13 protein-coding genes and 1 riboswitch are annotated in these 17,548 nt (G+C 71.1%); of the genes, 6 read left to right on the top strand and 7 right to left on the bottom strand.

Translation table 11 applies throughout. The features are described from left to right. Positions 1-106: 106 nt before the first annotated feature. Positions 107-1,060, bottom strand: a complete 954-nt coding sequence (locus FXF60_RS01945) for an alpha/beta hydrolase (protein WP_151523543.1) — start codon at positions 1,058-1,060, stop codon at positions 107-109. Between the two features lie 104 nt (positions 1,061-1,164). Here FXF60_RS01945 and FXF60_RS01940 point away from each other — a divergent pair, with 104 nt between their 5' ends. Both FXF60_RS01940 and FXF60_RS01935 read left to right on the top strand, forming a co-directional pair. Continuing rightward, positions 1,165-2,499 carry a nucleotide sugar dehydrogenase gene (locus tag FXF60_RS01940; protein WP_151523542.1) on the top strand — a complete coding sequence of 445 codons (1,335 nt, stop codon included), beginning with the start codon at positions 1,165-1,167 and terminating at the stop codon, positions 2,497-2,499. Continuing rightward, the gene (locus tag FXF60_RS01935) at positions 2,496-4,547 is read left to right on the top strand and encodes a DUF6541 family protein (protein ID WP_151523541.1); all 2,052 of its coding nucleotides are present in this window, start codon (positions 2,496-2,498) and stop codon (positions 4,545-4,547) included. Before FXF60_RS01940 ends, FXF60_RS01935 begins: the two co-directional genes overlap by 4 nt. Here FXF60_RS01935 and FXF60_RS01930 read toward each other — a convergent pair. Genes FXF60_RS01930 through FXF60_RS01920 form a run of 3 tightly spaced genes read right to left on the bottom strand, consistent with a single transcriptional unit; the run spans position 4,531 to position 8,665 of the window. Continuing rightward, positions 4,531-4,956 (bottom strand): hypothetical protein, encoded by a 426-nt coding sequence (locus FXF60_RS01930; RefSeq protein WP_151523540.1) that lies wholly within the window; start codon positions 4,954-4,956, stop codon positions 4,531-4,533. The genes FXF60_RS01935 and FXF60_RS01930 overlap by 17 nt on opposite strands. Before the next feature lie 54 nt (positions 4,957-5,010). Beyond that, on the bottom strand, positions 5,011-6,018 hold the full coding sequence (locus tag FXF60_RS01925; protein WP_151523539.1) for a ribonucleotide-diphosphate reductase subunit beta: 1,008 nt from the start codon (positions 6,016-6,018) through the stop codon (positions 5,011-5,013). 40 nt (positions 6,019-6,058) lie between these two features. After that, positions 6,059-8,665 carry a ribonucleoside-diphosphate reductase subunit alpha gene (locus FXF60_RS01920; RefSeq protein ID WP_151523538.1) on the bottom strand — a complete coding sequence of 869 codons (2,607 nt, stop codon included), beginning with the start codon at positions 8,663-8,665 and terminating at the stop codon, positions 6,059-6,061. A gap of 123 nt (positions 8,666-8,788) precedes the next feature. Continuing rightward, positions 8,789-9,028: riboswitch (cobalamin riboswitch) on the bottom strand. A 90-nt stretch (positions 9,029-9,118) separates the two neighbouring features. Here FXF60_RS01920 and FXF60_RS01915 point away from each other — a divergent pair. The 4 genes from FXF60_RS01915 (at position 9,119) to FXF60_RS01900 (ending at position 15,628) form a co-directional block, all read left to right on the top strand. Beyond that, positions 9,119-11,176, top strand: a complete 2,058-nt coding sequence (locus tag FXF60_RS01915; RefSeq protein WP_151523537.1) for an NAD(+) synthase — start codon at positions 9,119-9,121, stop codon at positions 11,174-11,176. A gap of 159 nt (positions 11,177-11,335) precedes the next feature. Beyond that, the gene (gene cysI / locus FXF60_RS01910; protein ID WP_151523536.1) at positions 11,336-13,048 is read left to right on the top strand and encodes an assimilatory sulfite reductase (NADPH) hemoprotein subunit; all 1,713 of its coding nucleotides are present in this window, start codon (positions 11,336-11,338) and stop codon (positions 13,046-13,048) included. Between the two features lie 19 nt (positions 13,049-13,067). Then, positions 13,068-13,814, top strand: a complete 747-nt coding sequence (locus FXF60_RS01905) for a phosphoadenylyl-sulfate reductase (protein WP_151523535.1) — start codon at positions 13,068-13,070, stop codon at positions 13,812-13,814. Beyond that, positions 13,811-15,628 carry an assimilatory sulfite reductase (NADPH) flavoprotein subunit gene (locus tag FXF60_RS01900; protein WP_151523534.1) on the top strand — a complete coding sequence of 606 codons (1,818 nt, stop codon included), beginning with the start codon at positions 13,811-13,813 and terminating at the stop codon, positions 15,626-15,628. The genes FXF60_RS01905 and FXF60_RS01900 overlap by 4 nt, the downstream gene beginning before the upstream one ends. Before the next feature lie 21 nt (positions 15,629-15,649). Here FXF60_RS01900 and FXF60_RS01895 read toward each other — a convergent pair whose 3' ends face one another. From FXF60_RS01895 to FXF60_RS01885, 3 genes are read right to left on the bottom strand one after another with little or no spacing between them, the layout of a single operon-like run. Next, positions 15,650-15,985, bottom strand: a complete 336-nt coding sequence (locus FXF60_RS01895) for a YnfA family protein (RefSeq protein ID WP_151523533.1) — start codon at positions 15,983-15,985, stop codon at positions 15,650-15,652. After that, positions 15,982-16,707, bottom strand: a complete 726-nt coding sequence (locus tag FXF60_RS01890; protein WP_151523532.1) for a MerR family transcriptional regulator — start codon at positions 16,705-16,707, stop codon at positions 15,982-15,984. Before FXF60_RS01890 ends, FXF60_RS01895 begins: the two co-directional genes overlap by 4 nt. A gap of 42 nt (positions 16,708-16,749) precedes the next feature. After that, entirely contained in the window at positions 16,750-17,535 is a 786-nt protein-coding gene (locus FXF60_RS01885; protein WP_151523531.1) for a glycerophosphodiester phosphodiesterase family protein, read from the bottom strand. Between the last annotated feature and the right edge of the window lie 13 nt (positions 17,536-17,548).

Below are 17,548 nucleotides of genomic sequence, written 5' to 3'. Positions count from 1 at the left end.
CCGCACAGTTTGCGTGCACCGGCCGCACACTCTGCGTCATCCCGCGCAATCCGTGCGGTCGGTCGACGCAAACCGTGCGGTCGGTCGGCGCAAACCGTGCGGCCGGTCAGGAGGCCGGGGAGGCAGGGGCCGCCGGGAAGCGGTCGTCCAGCCAGGCCAGCAGCTCGGTCTCGACCTCGTCCCGGTTGGTCTCGTGGAAGACCTCGTGCCGGGCGCCCGGCCAGATCCGGGTGGTGACGTCGCGGACGCCGACGTCGCGGAAGATCGCGGCCACCTCCTCGACGCCGGCGGCACCGCCCACCGGGTCGACCTCGCCGGCCACGAGGTGCACCGGCAGGTCCTTCGGCATCCGGGCCGCGACCGAGGGCTCGCTCACCCAGCGCAGCCCGGTGAACAGGTCGCGGTAGAAGCTGGCGCTCGCGGTGGCCCCGGACAGCACGTCGGCCTCGTAGGCGTCCACCTGCTCCTCGTCGCGGGAGAGCCAGTCCGACCGGGTGCGGTTCGGGCGGAACTTCGCGTTGTACGGCCCCAGGGTCAGGGCCGACATCAGGTGGCTGGTGGCCCGTGGCCCCCGCAGCCGGGCCTCCAGCGAGGCGACCTTCAGCCCCAGGAGGGCGAGCGGCCCCGGAGGCCCGGCCGTCCCCGAGAGGATCAGCGCCGCCAACCGGTCCCCGTAGCGGGCGGCGAAGGCCCGGGCGAGGAAGGAGCCCATGCTGTGACCGAGCAGCACCAGCGGCACGTCGGGGTGCTCGGCCTCGATCCGCTCGGCCAGCACCAGCAGGTCGTCCACGACGGAGGCGAACCCGTCGGCGTCGGCCAGGTGGCCGAGCACCCCGTGCTCGCCCCGTCCCGCCACGGTATGCCCGTGGCCGCGGTGGTCGGGCGCGTAGACGGCATACCCGTGGTCGGCGAGCCGCTGCGCCAGGTGCGCGTAGCGCGCGGCGTGCTCCACCATGCCGTGCGCCACCAGGACCACCGCGCGGGGCGCGGTGTCGGGCTGCCAGGTGGTGACGTGGATCGCGGTGTCGTCCGTGGGCAGGGTGAAGGTCGAGCGGGCCATGGACCGATGATCCCCGATGCGGTCCCGAGCCGCACCGGGGGCGTCGCCACCGGCGCACGTATCCTGATCCGGCAGGGTTCCCGACGAGGACGGACACAGCAGGGATGAAGATCGCCGTGGTCGCGATGGGCAAGATCGGGTTGCCGCTCGCGGTGCAGTTCGCCGACGCGGACGAGACGCACGAGGTCGTCGGGATCGACGTCAACACCGAGACTGTGGCGGCGATCAACGCCGGGCGCGAGCCGTTCCCCGGTGAGGCGCACCTGGGCGACAAGCTCGCCGAGCTGGTGCCGGCCGGGAGGCTGCGGGCCACGACGGACTACGCCGACGGCATACCGGGGGCGGACGCCGTGGTGGTGGTCGTGCCGCTCTTCGTCGACGAGGCGACCGGGGCGCCCGACTTCGCCTGGATGGACAGCGCGACCGAGAGCCTGGCGGCCCACCTCACCCCGGACACCAGGCCGCTCATCTCCTACGAGACCACCCTGCCCGTCGGCACCACGCGGGACCGGTGGCGGCCGATGATCGAGGAGGTCTCCGGGCTCACCGAGGGCACCGACTTCGACCTCGTCTTCTCGCCGGAGCGGGTGCTGACCGGGCGGGTCTTCGCCGACCTGAGCCGCTACCCCAAGCTGGTGGGCGGGCTCGGCGACGAGGAGTCGCGCAGGGCGCGGGAGTTCTACGAGGCGGTCCTCGACTTCGACGTCCGGGAGGACCTGCCCCGGCCGAACGGCGTCTGGGACATGGGCAGCGCCGAGGCCGCCGAGATGGCCAAGCTCGCCGAGACCACCTACCGGGACGTCAACATCGGCCTGGCCAACCAGTTCGCCCGGTTCGCCGACGGCGCGGGCATCGACGTGCACCGGGTGATCGAGGCCTGCAACTCCCAGCCCTACAGCCACATCCACCAGCCGGGGATCGCGGTGGGCGGCCACTGCATCCCGGTCTACCCCCGCCTCTACCTCTCCACCGACCCCGGGGCCACGGTGGTCCGCACCGCCCGGGAGGCGAACGCCGCCATGCCGGGGTATGCCGTCTCCCGGGCGGAGGCGCTGCTCGGGTCGTTGCGGGGGCTGCGGGTCGTGGTGCTCGGCGCGTCCTACCGCGGCAAGGTCAAGGAAACTGCCTTCTCCGGTGTCTTCGCGACCGTCGACGCCCTGCGGGAGCGGGGTGCGCAGGTGCTGGTGCACGACCCGATGTACTCCGCCGAGGAGCTGCGCGGGTTCGGGTGGGAGCCCTATGCCTGGGCGCCCGGGGAGCCGGGCGAGCCGGTGGACGTCGCGATCGTGCAGGCCGACCACCCGGAGTATGCCCGCCTCGCCGCCACGGACCTGCCCGGGTTGCGGGTGCTGCTGGACGGGCGCCGGGTGACCGACCCCGAGCGCTTCGTCGGCGTGCCCCGCCTGACCATCGGCGGGGGCGAGCCGGTCACCGCATGAGCGACCCTGTCGGCTGGGTGGCCGTGGCCCCCGGGATCGTCGCGATGGCGGTGCTCTGGGTGCTGCCGGGGTATGCCGTGCTGCGGGTCCTGGGGGCGCGTGGGCTACTCGCGCTGGGGGCCGGGCCGGCGGTCACGACCGGTCTGGCCGGGGTGCTCGCCGTCGGCTACGAGGTCGCCGGTCTCCCCTGGGGGCTCGCGACCTTCGGGGTGGGCGCCCTCCTCGCGGTCGTCGTCGCCGCCCTGATCGGCCGGGCTCTCGGCAGCACGCACGACCCCACGGGGATCACCGTGGCGGGGGAGGGCCCGTTGCGGCCGGCCGAACGCGGGTGGCTCGCCCTCACCTGGGCCCTCGGCGGCGGCACCCTGGCGGCGGCCATGATGACCGGGATGGGCCGGGCCTCCCAGCCGCCGCAGGCCTGGGACGCGGTCTTCCACCTCAACGCGTTGTGGTTCGTCCGGGAGACGGGCAACGCCAGCTCGTTGGGTGGGCTCTCGCCGATGTATGCCGAGCAGGCGGCGCCGTTCTACCCCGCGGTCTGGCACTCCCTCGTCGCCATCACCCCGGGCTTCCGGGGCGTCACCGAGGCCGCCAACGCCTCCTCGCTGGTGCTCGGGTCGGTGATCTGGGTCGCCGGCCTGGTGGCCCTGGCCCGGGTGGTCTGGCCGGCCCGGGCCCTGCCCACGATCCTGACCCCGGTCCTCGCCGCCACCTTCGTCACCTTCCCGGCCGTCGCGGTCTCGATGCTCGCGGTGTGGCCGTTCGCGCTGTCCACCGCCTGCGTCCCGGGGACGATCGCGCTGCTCATCGCGACCTTCCGCGGCGTGCTCCGCTGGCGCATGCACCTGTCCCTCGCCCTTGGGCTGGCCTGGGCGGTCGCCGGCGTCGTCCTGGCGCACGCCTCCGGCCTGTTCTCGCTGGCCCTGCTGGCCCTCCCGGTGCTGACGGTCCTGCTGGTCCGGCAGCTGCGGCGGCAGTTCCGGCTCGGGCGGCGCGCCAGCGCGATCGTCGTGGGGGTGGCCGGGGCGGCCGCCGTGCTCGGCCTGGCGGCCTTCCTGCTCACCTTCCCGCCCGTGCTGGCGATCATGGACTACCAGCGTGGCGGGCAGGACTCCTACCTGCCGGGGATGGGCTCGCTGGCCCTCGACCACCCGCTGGTCTACGTCTACAAGATCACCTCCGTCAACCTCGTCGTCACCCTGCTGGTGTGGCTGGGGATCGCGCTCGCGGTGCGGTGGCGGCACGCGCGCTGGCTGGTGGTGTCCCTGGTCGTGGCGGTGGTGCTCACCCTGCTCGCCGCCGGGCCGCCCGATCAGCCGCTGCGGGTGCTCGCCGGCTTCTGGTACACCCAGGCGTCCCGGATCAACCAGCTCGTCCTCGTCCCGGCCGTCATGCTCGCCGGTGGTGCCGCAGGGTGGCTCTGCGGCCGCCTGTCGCGTCAGCTCAGGGTGCGGGTGGAGTGGGTGGCCGCGGGGCTGGTGGTCGCGCTCGTCGTGCTCACGTCCGGCCTGCGGTGGACCAGCCAGGTGCAGGTCATGGCCTCGACCTACACCACGTCGCCGATCGCCTGGGGGACCATCCTGGAGCCGGAGGAGATCGCGATGGTCGACCGGGCCGGCTCGACGCTGCCGGAGGGCGCCGTGGTGCTGGGGGAGCCGGTCGCCGGGTCGCCCTACCTGCTGCACCGCGCCGGCGTCGACGTGGTCTTCCCCCAGCTCAGCCCGATCCCGGACAGCCCCGAGCGCGCGGTGCTGATGGACCGCTTCGACGACTGGGACAGCGACCCGAGCGTCTGCGAGGCGGTGCGCGCGCTGGGCGTCACCCACGTGTATGCCGACGCGCTCACCTTCGAGGACCCGGCGAACGCCAAGTGGGAGGAGTCCACCCCCGGCCTGCGCAACCTCGACCCGGACGGGGGCAAGGGGAGCGGTGCCCCGGGATCGGTCGGGATCGGTGCGGGGGACGAGGACGAGGGCTGGCGCGAGGCGTGGACCCTGGTCGACGAGGGCGGCCACGCCTCGCTCTGGGAGTTCAGCGGCTGCTCGTGACCATGGCGACGACGGCCCGCACCTGGGCGTCGTCGTCCTGCGCCAACCGGTCCCGCACCGCGGGTGTGGTGGAGGTGTGCACCGCGACCCACTGGCGCACCGCCGGTGCCGCGTCCCCGGCCAGCCGGCCCAGCAGGTCCGCGCCGACCCACGCGTTGCGGGCCAGCGCCACCCGGACCCTCGTGTCCGGGTCCTCCGCGAGGAGGTGCAGGAGGTCCTGCGGGGCGTGCCGGTGGGCCGCGGCGCTGGCCCGGATCCCCGGTCGGGGATCCTGGCCCAGCGCGGCGATCCGGCGCAGCGTCGACTCGGTCACCTCGGGCGAGCGGAAGGTGGACACCGGGGAGCCGTCCAGCGCCGCGAGGTGCAGGCGTCGGCGCTGCTCGTCGGTGAGGAAGGTCACGCACGACATGTCGGTGAACTCCTTCCGTGCCCCTCGGGCGGCGGGCCCTGGCGGGCCTCGCGCTCAGGAGTCGGCGCGGGTGTTGACCTCGTAGGAGGTGTTGATCGACTCGAAGAAGTTGACCAGCTGCAGGGTGTCGTTGGCCGCGGCCATCCACTTGGCCGGGTTGGCCACGCCGTACTCCGGCTCGAACCCGAGCTCCTCGAGCCGCCGGTCCGCGAGGTAGCGGACGTAGGTGTTGATGTAGTCCGCGTTGAGCCCGAGGATGCCGTTCGGCAGCATGTCCCGGTTGTAGGCCTCCTCCATCTCCACCGCGTGCAGGATCATCCCGCGGATCTCGTCGGCGAACGCCGGCGTCGCGACGTCCGGGTTCTCGTCGAGCACGGTGAGGATCAGGTTGATCCCGAACTTCAGGTGCAGGCTCTCGTCCCGGACGATCCAGTCGATGAGCGAGCCGAAGTTCCGCAGGAGGTTCCGCTGCCGGAAGCTCAGCGCCACCATGAAGCCGGAGTAGAACCAGATGCCCTCGAGGATGACGTTGTAGGCCACGAGGTTGCGGACGAAGTCCTGCTTGCCCTCGGTCGTGGAGATGTCCAGGGTCTGCTCGGTCATCCGCCGGATGAACCGGACCTCGAACTCCTCCTTGGCCGCCATCGACGGCACCTCGACGTGCGAGTTGTAGGCCGCCTCCCGGTCGATCGGGAACGTCTCGAGGACGTACTCGAAGCTCATGCAGTGGTTGGCCTCCTCCCACATCTGCTTCGCGAGGTAGAGGTGGCACTCGGCGGCGTTGACGTAGGGGTAGACCCCGAACGCCAGCGCCTTGTTGACCAGGAGCTCGTTCGGGTTGAAGTAGCTCATGAGGAAGGTGAGCGCGTGCCGCTCGTCCTCGCTCATCCGGTCGAAGTCGCCCAGGTCCTCGCCCAGCTGCACCTCGTTGGGGAACCAGGTGTTGGCGACCGCCTGGTCGTAGAGCTCCATGGCCCAGGGGTAGGTGACGGGCTTGAGCAGCAGGCCCTCACGGATCCCGGTGCCGAGGATGCCGGTGCTCGTCTCGGTCGTGTCGGTCATCAGGTCGTCCTCTCGCAGGGTCGAGATGTGGGGGGTGCGGTCACTGGCAGGACTCGCACTGCAACCGCTCCATCGGGTCGATGGGGCACTGCTGGCCGTCGACCTCGTCCACGACGGGCAGCTGCTCGGCCTGGGGCGGCGCCGAGACCGGTGGCGGCTCGGTCACGGACGTGGCGGCGCTCGCGCCGAAGCCACGCCGCGGCGTGCCGGAGCCGCCGCTCGCGCCGAAGCCGCGCCGGCCACCTCCGCCGCCGTTGCCGCTCGAGGTCGGCTGGGCCGCCTTGTTGACCTTCACCGTCGACTGCTCCGCGGTGTGGCGCGGCATCATGTGCAGGTAGTAGGTCGTCTTCACGCCCATCCGCCACGCGGCGGAGTAGAGCTCGGCCATCGACCCGACGTCCCGGCTCGCGAGGTAGATGTTGCGGCTGATCGCCTGGTCGATCCACTTCTGCGCGCGGGCGGCCACGTGCAGGAAGGCATACGGCGAGAGCTGGAAGCTGGTGCGGTAGATCTCGGTGAGCTCGGCCGGCACCCCCTCGACCTTGCTCAGGTCGCCCTGGTGGCGGAGCAGGTCCTCGCGCACCTGCTCCCACAGGCCCAGCTTGCGCAGGTCCTCGACCAGGTTGCGGTTCACCTCGAGGAACTTGCCGGCGCTGGTGGCCCGGCTGAAGATCTGGCTGAACTGCGGGTCCAGGCCGGGCGTGGTGCCGGCGACCAGACCGATCGACGCCGTGGGGGCGATCGCCATGAGGGTCGAGTTGCGCATACCACCCTGGACCTTCGCCCGCAGGGCGTCCCAGTCCATGGTGCTGCTGCGGTCGACCTCGACCGTGAGGCCGCGGTCCTGCTCCATCAGCTCCAGGGTGTCGACGGGGACCATCCCCTCGCTCCACCGCGAGCCCTCGAAGGTGGGGTATGCCCCACGCTCGCGGGCCAGGTCGGCGCTCGCGTCGATGGCGTGCCAGGACACGAACTCCACCAGCCGGTCGATCAGCTCGTAGGCCTCCTGCGACTCGTACGACAGGCCCAACCGCTCCACGACGTCGGTGAAGCCCATGACACCCAGGCCGAGCGCCCGGTTGAGCTCGTTGGAGCGCTCCGACTCCGGCACCGAGCTGATGGTGATGTCGATGAGGTTGTCCAGCTGCCGGACGGCCAGCCGGGCGGAGTGCGCCAGGCGGTCCCAGTCGATGGTGACGTCGCCGGTGCTGTGCCGACCGTGGACGTGTCGGGACAGGTTGATCGACGCCAGGTTGCACACCGAGACGTTGTCGCGGTCCTGCGGCAGGGTGATCTCCGTGCACAGGTTGGAGGAGTGGATCGTCCCGGTGTTGTTGTTGAGCGCCCGGGTGTTGATCGAGTCCTTCCAGGTCAGCCACGGGTGGCTGGTGGTCTGCAGCGAGACCAGGATGGCCTTCCACTGCTCGCGGGCGCGCAGCTTCTTGTGCCGTAGCTCGCCGGCCTTGGCCTGCGCGACGTAGCCGGCATACCGGGCGGAGAAGTCCGCGCCCGTCGCCTCCACCAGGTCCGGCGTCTCCAGCGGGTCGAAGAGGAACCACTCGTCGTCCGCGGCCACCCGCTTCATGAACTCGTCGCTCAGCCAGACGGCGGTGTTCGCGGTGCGGGTGCGGCGGTAGGGGTCGCCCGAGTTCTGCCGCAGGTCGAGGAACGCGGGGAAGTCGAGGTGCCAGTTCTCCATGTAGAAGCACAGGGCGCCGAACTTCTTGCCTCCGCGGCTGACCGCGCGCAGGGTCGAGTCGATGGTGTGCATGAAGGGGATCGGGCCGGTGGAGGTCGTGTTGTTGGACCGGATCGGGCTGCCCTCGCACCGCAGCTTGGAGACCGACATGCCGATGCCGCCGGTGCCCTTCGTGAGCCACATGACGTCGCGCACGCTCTTGGCGATGTGCTCGATGTCGTCCTCCATCTGCATCACGAAGCAGTTGGACAGCTGGCTGTAGGCGGTGCCGGCGTTGACCAGGGTGGAGCCGGCGGCGAGGTACTCGAGCCGGGACATGGCGTCGTAGAACTGGAGCGCGGCGGCGGTCGGGTCGGCCTCGTTCAGCGCCAGCCCCATCGAGACCCGCATCCAGAAGAACTGGGGCGTCTCCAGGACGGTCTTGGCCCGGTCGGAGTCGTTGAGGGCGTAGCGGGTGCGCAGGGTCTGGGCACCGATGTAGCGGAGCAGGTCGTCGCGCGAGGGGTCGAGCGCGTCCGCGAGCACCTCCAGGTCGAACAGCTCGGTGAGCCGCGGGTCGAGCAGGCCCGTGCGCACGCCCCTGGCGACCACGCCGGGGAAGTACTGCCGGTGCTTGGACCGGATGACCTCGGGGTCGTCCTCACCCAGCAGGTCGCGGGTGTCGCCGAAGACGGCCTTGTACATCGTCTTCACCAGCAGGCGCGAGGCGATGGTGTCGAACGCCGGGTCGTCCTTGACGTTCTGCAGCGCGACCTGGATGACGGCCTCGTCCAGCTGCTCGCTGGTGATCCCGTCGAACAGCGTGATCTCCAGCTCGGACTGCAGCTGGGTGGCCCGCACCACGGCGTCGTCCAGGCCGCGTGCCGCTGCCTCGATCGAGCGCGCGATCTCCAGGCCGTCGTAGTCAGCGCGGCTCCCGTCGCGCTTGATGACAGAGATACTCACCATCGTTCACCCCTCGTGAACTCGTGCAGCGTCGGTGCGCCCGGGTCCGGGGGGAGGTGAGGAGGTCGCGGGGACGCCGCTTCCAGCCCCAGACCGTCCCACGCGGTCACGAGCCACGGACGCCATCCGGGCGCCCGTGCACTGGCAGGTCTTCGGACTCACGGGCGACCGGTCGGCTCTCGCCTCCCGGACCTACTGGTCGCGGCTTCCCACGCCCCGTCGGGGCGCAGTGCCTGATGTGCGACGGTCGTTCCCGTTCACCGCTGCGGGGCAGTCCCGGAGTCTCACCGGGTTCCCTCTTGCGACGGCCGGGGCGCTCGGACGGATCCGGGTGCCCTGGCCGAACCAGCTGCACGAGACACTATATACACGAAAACCACACGGATGTAACCCCTACATCTTGTGTGTTTCACGGCGGACCGCGGAGAGCCTCACCGAGCCTGACAGACTGAGCCCGTGGAGTTCTACAGCGCCTACGACCAGGGCTTCGCCCGCATCGCCGCGTGCACCTTGCCGGTGGCGCTGGCCGACCCGGCCACGAACGCCGAGCGCACCATGGCCCAGCTCCGCGAGTGCGACGCCGAGGGCGTCGCACTCGCCGTCTTCCCCGAGCTCGGGCTGACCGGGTATGCCATCGACGACCTGCTGATGCAGGACGCCGTCCTCGACGCGACGGTGACCGCGCTGTGGTCGATCGCGCAGGCGAGCCGCGAGCTGCTGCCCGTCGTGGTGGTGGGCGCACCGCTGCGCCACCGCAACCGGCTCTACAACTGCGCGGTCGTGATCCACCGCGGTCAGATCCTGGGCGTGGCCCCGAAGTCGTACCTGCCGAATTACCGCGAGTTCTACGAGAAGCGTCACTTCGCGATGGGCGTCGGGACCGACGGCCAGACGATCCGGCTCCCGCGGGGGAGCCACGCCGACGCGGTGGACGTGCCCTTCGGGCCGGATCTGCTCTTCCGCGCGATCGACGTGCCCGGCCTGGTGCTGCACGTGGAGGTCTGCGAGGACCTGTGGGTGCCGGTGGCGCCGTCCTCCGAGGCGGCCCTGGCCGGCGCCACGGTCGTCGCGAACCTCTCGGGCAGCCCGATCACGGTGGGGAAGTCCGCGGAGCGGCACGCCCTGGCCGCGCAGTCCAGCGCCCGGCTGCTCTGCGCCTACGCCTACGCCGCCGCGGGGGAGGGCGAGTCCTCGACGGACCTGTCGTGGGACGGGCAGACCATGGTCCACGAGCTGGGCCGGCTGCTGGTGGAGTCCGAGCGCTTCGGACAGGGAGCGCACCGCAGCGTCGCCGACGTCGACCTGATGCGGATCCGGGCGGACCGGGCCCGCCAGGGCAGCTTCGACGACAACGCCCGGGCGTTGGGGGAGCGGGTCACCCGCTTCCGGACGCTCGACCTCGTGCTGGACCCGCCGCAGACCGATATCGGGCTGAGGCGGGTCGTCGACCGCTTCCCGTTCGTCCCCGACGACCCCGACGACGTGGCGCTGGACTGCTACGAGACGTTCAGCATCCAGGTCACCGCGCTGGCGCAGCGGCTCGCCGCGATCGGCGAGCCCAAGCTGGTGATCGGCGTCTCCGGCGGCCTGGACTCCACCCACGCGCTCATCGTGGCGGCCCGGGCGATGGACCGCGCGGGGCGTCCGCGCAGCGACATCCTCGCCTTCACGCTGCCGGGCTTCGCCACGAGCGACCACACCAAGGACAACGCGACCGAGCTCGCGGCCTCCCTGGGGGTGACCTTCGAGGAGATCGACATCACCCCGATGGCCCGGCAGATGCTGGAGGACCTGGGGCACCCGTTCGCCGACGGCGAGCCGGTCTACGACGTCACCTTCGAGAACGTCCAGGCCGGGCTGCGGACCGACTTCCTCTTCCGCGCCGCCAACCAGCGCGGGGGGATCGTGCTCGGCACCGGCGACCTGTCCGAGCTGGCCCTCGGCTGGTGCACCTACGGCGTGGGCGACCAGATGTCGCACTACACCGTCAACTCCGGGCTGGCCAAGACCCTGATCCAGCACGTCATCCGCTGGGTGGTCGGCGAGGGCATGTTCGACGACGCGACCGGCCGGGTGCTCACCTCGATCCTGGACACCGAGATCACCCCGGAGCTGGTCCCCGCCGGCGAGGACGGCAGGGTCCAGTCGACCCAGGAGAAGATCGGGCCCTACGAGCTGCAGGACTTCACCCTGCACCACGTCATCCGCTTCGGTATGCCCCCCAGCCGGGTCGCCTTCCTCGCCTGGCACGCGTGGCGGGACGCGGAGCAGGGCCCGTGGCCGCCCGGCTTCCCGGACGAGGGTCGCCACGCCTACGACCTGCCGACCATCCGCCGCTGGCTCCAGCTCTTCGTCGAGAGGTTCTTCGCCTTCAGCCAGTTCAAGCGGTCCGCGCTGCCGAACGGCCCGAAGGTGTCCTCGGGGGGCGCCCTCTCGCCCCGCGGCGACTGGCGCGCCCCCTCCGACGCGAACGCCCGCGTGTGGCTGGCGGAGCTGGAGCGCAACGTCCCGTAGCGGGGCCGTGACCGATCTCACGCACGTGCGGGTGCGCCTGTGGTTGACCTCACGTCCATGCCGTGGAATAAGGTTAGGCATAATCCTTGCTTACCGATGAGCAGGCACACCGACGTGGGTGCCTGCTCTGACCGTGTCACCCGACCGAAAGCCGCACCCATGCCCGAGCAGCAGCACGGCCCGCTGATCGTCGACGGGCCGCTGTCCGACAACGAGCGCCTCAAGGGCGAGAGCAACTTCCTGCGCGGGACCATCGAGGAGGACCTGCGGGACCAGATCACCGGGGGCTTCGGGCCGGACAACTTCCAGCTCATCCGGTTTCACGGGATGTACCAGCAGGACGACCGGGACCTGCGTCCGGAGCGGGCGAAGCAGAAGCTCGAGCCGCTGATCAACGTCATGCTGCGGGCCCGGATGCCGGGCGGCGTCATCACCCCGGAGCAGTGGTTGGTCGTCGAGGACTGGGCGGAGCAGCACACGATGTACGGCTCGGTCCGGCTCACGACCCGGCAGACGTTCCAGTACCACGGCGTCTTCAAGCCCGACATCAAGGACACCCACCGCGCGATCAACGCCGCCGGCATCGACTCCATCGCCACCGCCGGCGACGTCAACCGCAACGTGCTCTGCACGAGCAACCCGCTGGAGTCCCAGCTGCACGCCGAGGTCTACGAGTGGTCCACCCGGATCTCCGAGCACCTGCTGCCCAGGACCAAGGCCTACGTCGAGATCTTCCTCGACGGCGAGAAGGCGAGGAGCACGCAGGAGCCGATCCTGGGCAGCACCTACCTGCCGCGCAAGTTCAAGACGACCGTCTCGCTGCCACCGAACAACGAGGTCGACGTGCACGCCAACGACCTCAACTTCGTCGGGATCGTCGAGGACGGCGAGCTCGTCGGGTGGAACGTCCTGGTCGGCGGCGGCCTGGCGATGACCCACGGGGACACCGCGACCTACCCGCGCCGGGCGGACGACCTCGGTTTCGTCCCGCTCGAGCACACCCTCGCCGTCGCCGAGCACGTCGTCACCGTGCAGCGGGACTGGGGCAACCGGGTCGACCGCAAGAACGCCAAGACGAAGTACACCCTCGACCGGGTGGGCACGGACGTCTTCAGGGCCGAGGTGGAGCGGCGGGCGGGCGTCACCTTCGAGCCCTCGCGGCCGTATGAGTTCACCTCCCGGGGCGACCGGTTCGGCTGGGTGAAGGGTCACGACGGCAACTGGCACCTCACCGTCTTCATCCTCAACGGCCGGATCAAGGACCGGCCCGGCTCGCCGATCAAGACCGGGCTGCGCAAGATCGCCGAGGTCCACCAGGGCCACTTCCGGATGACCGCCCACCAGAACCTCGTCATCGCCGGCGTCCCCCCGCGGCAGAAGCGGGTCATCGACCGCCTCGCCCGCGAGCACGGCCTGGTCGACGACAGCACGACCCCGCAGCTGCGCAACTCGATGGCCTGCGTGTCCTTCCCCACCTGCCCGTTGGCGATGGCCGAGGCCGAGCGCTTCCTGCCCGAGTTCGTGGAGCAGGTCGAGGGGCTGCTGGCGAGCCACGGCATACCGGACGACCACATCGTGCTGCGGGTGTCGGGCTGCCCGAACGGCTGCTCCCGCGCCATGCTCGCCGAGGTCGGCCTCGTGGGGAAGGGCCCGGGCAAGTACAACCTGCACCTCGGCGGGAACCGCGTCGGCACCCGCGTGCCGAAGCTCTACCGCGAGAACGTCAGCCCGGAGGTCATCCTCACCGAGCTGGACCAGCTGATCGGGGCCTGGGTCTCCGGGCGCGAGGAGGGAGAGGGCTTCGGCGACTTCCTCATCCGCACCGAGGTCGTGGCCGAGGTCAAGGTCTCCCGCACCGACTTCCATGCATGAGCAGCGAAAAGGACACACCATGACCGCTCTCGCCAGGAACGACGCCCGCTGCCCGACCGTCCCGCTGATGCCGCACGACCTCGGGTCGGCCGCGGCGCGGCTCGGCGACGCCAGCGCCCAGGACCGGGTCGACTGGGCGATGCAGCACCTGCCCGGCGGGTATGCCCTCACCTCGAGCTTCGGGGTCCAGTCGGCCGTGATGCTGCACCTGGTGACCCGGCGGGTCCCGGACCTGCCGGTGCTCCTCTTCGACACCGGCTACCTCTTCCCGGAGACCTACCGCTTCGTCGACGAGCTCACCGAGCGGCTGGACCTCAACCTGCACGTCTACCGCTCCGAGCTGTCCCCGGCCTGGCAGGAGGCGAAGTTCGGGCGGCTCTGGGAGCAGGGCGTGGACGGGATCACGGAGTACAACCGGATCAACAAGGTCGAGCCGATGCAGCGCGCGATGGACGAGCTGGGCATCAACACCTGGTTCAGCGGGCTGCGCCGTGAGCAGTCCAGCGGCCGGGCCGACCGCCAGCCGGTCGAGCGGCAGGACGGCCGCGCCAAGGTCCACCCGATCATCGACTGGACCAGCCGCGACGTGCACCGCTACCTCACCGAGCACGAGCTGCCCTACCACCCGCTGTTCCACGAGGGCTACCTGAGCATCGGTGACACGCACACGACCCGGAAGGCGTCGGAGGAGCTGACCGAGGAGAGCACCCGCTTCTTCGGACTGGTCCGCGAGTGCGGCCTGCACGTGGAGCAGGGCCCGCGATGACGGCCACCACCACCAGCGCGCTCACCCAGGGCAGCAGCCCGCTGTCGCCCGAGCAGCACCAGCTGGTGCTCGAGCTCGCCTCGACCCTGACGCCGACGCAGAAGGTCTGGCTGAGCGGCTACCTCGCCGGCAGCGCCGAGACCGCGGGCGGCGCACCCGGCGCGCCGCCGGCCAGCGCCGCCGAGCCCGCGACGCTCACGGTGCTCTACGGCTCGCAGACCGGCAACGCCAAGCACGTCGCCGGCGACCTCGCGGCCGCCGCGTCGGCACGCGGCCTGACCGTCGCGCTCACCGACATGGCGGACTACAAGCCGAACCAGCTGAAGAACGAGAAGTTCGTCGCCGTGGTCGTCTCCACCCACGGGGAGGGCGACCCGCCGGAGAGCGCCGAGAAGCTGCACACCTTCCTGGCCTCGAAGAAGGCGCCGGACCTCTCCGGGGCACAGGTGTCCGTGCTCGGCCTCGGCGACTCCAGCTACGAGTTCTACTGCCAGGCCGCCGTTGACTTCGAGGACCGGCTGCGCTCCCTGGGGGCCAGCGTCGTGTCCGAGCGGCTGCTGCTCGACGTCGACTACGAGGACCAGATCCCGGGGTGGGTCGAGACCACCCTGGACGTCTTCGAGCCCGAGCTCAACGCCGTCACCCCCGCCGGGGGCACCGTGGTGCAGCTGCCCGGGCTCGCCGCCACCGCGCCCACGGCATACTCCAAGCGGAACCCGTTCGTCGCCGAGGTCGGCGAGGTGCAGAAGATCACCGGCCGGGACAGCACCAAGGACGTCCGGCACGTGGAGATCCTGCTCGAGGGCTCGGGCCTGGCCTACCAGCCCGGTGACTCGCTCGGCGTCTTCTTCAGCAACGACCCAGGGTCGGTCGACTCCCTCCTGGAGGCGCTCGGCCTGGACGGGGCGCAGGAGATCACCCTCGGCGGGCAGGACAAGCCGCTGCGCGAGGCGCTGCTGGAGGACCTCGAGCTGACCCAGTCCTACCCCGGCTTCGTGGAGAAGTATGCCGCGGCGGCCGCGACCCCGGTCCCGGCCCTGGCCGAGCTGGGCGAGGACAAGGCGGCGCTGCGGTCCTTCCTCGAGACCCGGCAGATCTACGACATCGTGCACCAGCACCCCGCGCAGGTGACCGCCCAGCAGCTGGTGGACTCGCTGCGCAAGCAGCAGCCGCGGCTGTACTCCATCGCCTCGAGCCAGCAGGAGGTCGAGGACGAGGTGCACCTGACCGTGGGCGTCATCGAGTGGCGCGACTTCGGCCGCGAGCACGTCGGCGGCTGCTCCGGCTTCGTGCGGCGCGCCGAGGAGGGGGACAGCGTCCGGGTCTTCGTCGAGCCGAACGACCACTTCCGGCTGCCTGCCGACCCCGGCGCGGCCACCATCATGATCGGCCCGGGCACCGGCATCGCGCCCTTCCGGGCCTTCCTGCAGGAGCGGGACGCACAGGGCGCCGACGGCGACAACTGGCTGATCTTCGGCAACCCGCACTTCACCCAGGACTTCCTCTACCAGGTGGAGTTCCAGGGCTACCTCAGGTCGGGGCTGCTGACCCGGATGGACGTCGCCTTCAGCCGCGACCAGGCGGAGAAGGTCTACGTCCAGCACCGGATCAGGCAGCACGGGGCCGAGGTGTTCTCCTGGCTCGAGCAGGGTGCCCACCTCTACGTCTGCGGCGACGCGAACCGGATGGCCAAGGACGTGCACGCCGCGCTCGTCGAGGTGGTCGCCGAGCACGGGCGGATGGACGCCGACGCGGCCGAGGACTACCTGGCCACGCTGCGCGACGGCAAGCGCTACCAGCGGGACGTCTACTGACGCGGAGTGTCGGGTGTCCGGTCAGGCGGGTCGCGGCGCATACATGATGATGGCGACGCCGGCCAGGCAGACCAGGGCTCCGATGACGTCCCACCGGTCTGGCTCGAAGCCGTCGACGGCCATCCCCCAGGCGAGAGACCCGGCGACGAAGATGCCGCCGTAGGCGGCGAGGATGCGGCCGAAGTGGGCATCGGGCTGCAGGGTGGCGAAGAAGCCGTAGAGCCCGAGGGCGATGACCCCCGCGCCGATCCAGACCCACCCCTTGTGCTCCCGCACCCCTTGCCACACGAGCCAGGCGCCGCCGATCTCGAAGAGGGCGGCGATCCCGAAGAGGAGGATCGACCGGAGGACGATCATCGGGCGGCCTCCTGGGTCGGGAGCAGGTCCTCGAGCATCTGTCGCGCCTCAGGTGGCGCGGTGATCGTGAGGTCGAGGGTGGGGCCGTGCAGGTCGATCTGGAAGCCGTAGAAGGCGCAGCAGACCTGCTCCGCCTGCGCGAGGGCCGCGGTCTGCCTGAGCGCGGTGATCGGCAGGGTCACGCGCACCCCGTCGGCGACCTCCACCCACGAGGATCCGGTGAACAGATCGCGCCACTGCGTGACCCGCGCCCCGTAGTCGGCGCCGTCGAGGGAGCAGGCCAGGGGCGGGTGGTGCTCCGCCACGACCGGCGCGGTCCTCGGGGTGCGGTCGAGGAAGGCGCAGCCGGCGTCGCACGGCTGCTCGCGGTCGGGAAGTTCGTCCAGCCTCTCGAGCGCCGTATCCAGGGTGGACCGCAGGGCTTCGAGCGAGATGATGCGGTCGTCGACCCGAGAGGCATGCTCGAGCAGCACGGGGCGGTACTTCGCGCGGACGTCCTGACAGGGCTCGGACTCCCACGCCCTGACCAGGGTGCGGACCGCGGCGAGCGGAAGGTCGAGGTCCTTGGCCTGGGCGATGAACGCCAGCCTGTCGACGTCCGCCTCGCCGTAGTCTCGGTATCCGTTGGCCGAGCGGGAGACGGGCAGCAGGCCCTCGGACTCGTAGAAGCGCAGCGTCGAGGCGGGGAATCCGGAGCGCCGTGACAGCTCGGAGATCTTCATGGGCAGACGATAGACGTTCGACCCCACTTCAAGGTCAAGGCGTCAGGCCACCCACTGGCCGCGCTCGGTGAGCACGTCCTTGAGGACGTCCGCGCGGTCGGTCATGATGCCGTCCACGCCGAGGTCGAGCAGCCGGTGCATCTCCACCGGGTCGTCGATCGTCCAGACGTGCACCGCCTTGCCGATCTCGTGCGCCGCCGCGAGCGCCTTCGGGGTGACGACCTCGATCCCGTGGTGGTGCGGCGGCACCTGGAGCGCGTCGACCGAGCGCAGCGCCCGCGCGGCCACCGAGGCACGGATCAGCGGCGGGAGCTCGGCGGCGGCACGGAAGGACGCGGTGCTGCGCTGCCCGGCGGAGGTGGCGACCGGCCGGGTGAGCCGCATCACGGCCGCGTCCCGCCGCTGGTCCGAGAAGCTGGTCACGCAGACCCGGTCGTGCGCTCTGACCCGCTCGATGACGCGCACCAGCGGCACGATCGCGCCGGGCGTCTTGATGTCGATGTTGACCCGAAGGTCGGGGAAGCTGCCGAGCAGGTCCTCCAGCCGAGGCACCGGCTCCTGGCCGGCGATGAGGGCGCGGGACACCTCCCGCCAGGACAGCTCGGGGATGAGGCCGCGACGGTCCGTGACCCGGTCCAGCGGCTCGTCGTGGAAGGCCACCACGACCCCGTCCCGGGTGGCGTGCACGTCCGTCTCGACGTAGCGGTAGCCCAGGTCGACGGCCGCCTGGAAGGCGGGCATGGAGTTCTCCAGCCCGGCGCGCCGGGTGTCGAACCCGCGGTGGGCCATCGGGATCGGACCGGGGTGGTCCAGGTATGCCGTCCGCACCCGTCGAGGGTAG

It is taken from the genome of Serinicoccus kebangsaanensis (assembly GCF_008919445.1).
In the GTDB taxonomy this organism is placed as follows: domain Bacteria; phylum Actinomycetota; class Actinomycetes; order Actinomycetales; family Dermatophilaceae; genus Ornithinicoccus; species Ornithinicoccus kebangsaanensis.
The sequence above is the reverse complement of the archived record's forward strand: the minus strand, read 5'-3'. Positions and strand labels throughout refer to the sequence as shown.

Excerpts from the sequence above, each read along its gene's own strand:
- FXF60_RS01925 (WP_151523539.1), bottom strand. The coding sequence starts at position 6,018 with ATGACCGACACGACCGAGACGAGCACCGGCATCCTCGGCACCGGGATC.
- cysI (WP_151523536.1), top strand. The coding sequence starts at position 11,336 with ATGCCCGAGCAGCAGCACGGCCCGCTGATCGTCGACGGGCCGCTGTCC.
- FXF60_RS01935 (WP_151523541.1), top strand. The coding sequence starts at position 2,496 with ATGAGCGACCCTGTCGGCTGGGTGGCCGTGGCCCCCGGGATCGTCGCG.
- FXF60_RS01930 (WP_151523540.1), bottom strand. The coding sequence starts at position 4,956 with ATGTCGTGCGTGACCTTCCTCACCGACGAGCAGCGCCGACGCCTGCAC.
- FXF60_RS01890 (WP_151523532.1), bottom strand. The coding sequence starts at position 16,707 with ATGAAGATCTCCGAGCTGTCACGGCGCTCCGGATTCCCCGCCTCGACG.
- FXF60_RS01895 (WP_151523533.1), bottom strand. The coding sequence starts at position 15,985 with ATGATCGTCCTCCGGTCGATCCTCCTCTTCGGGATCGCCGCCCTCTTC.
- FXF60_RS01945 (WP_151523543.1), bottom strand. The coding sequence starts at position 1,060 with ATGGCCCGCTCGACCTTCACCCTGCCCACGGACGACACCGCGATCCAC.
- FXF60_RS01920 (WP_151523538.1), bottom strand. The coding sequence starts at position 8,665 with ATGGTGAGTATCTCTGTCATCAAGCGCGACGGGAGCCGCGCTGACTAC.
- FXF60_RS01940 (WP_151523542.1), top strand. The coding sequence starts at position 1,165 with ATGAAGATCGCCGTGGTCGCGATGGGCAAGATCGGGTTGCCGCTCGCG.
- FXF60_RS01900 (WP_151523534.1), top strand. The coding sequence starts at position 13,811 with ATGACGGCCACCACCACCAGCGCGCTCACCCAGGGCAGCAGCCCGCTG.
- FXF60_RS01905 (WP_151523535.1), top strand. The coding sequence starts at position 13,068 with ATGACCGCTCTCGCCAGGAACGACGCCCGCTGCCCGACCGTCCCGCTG.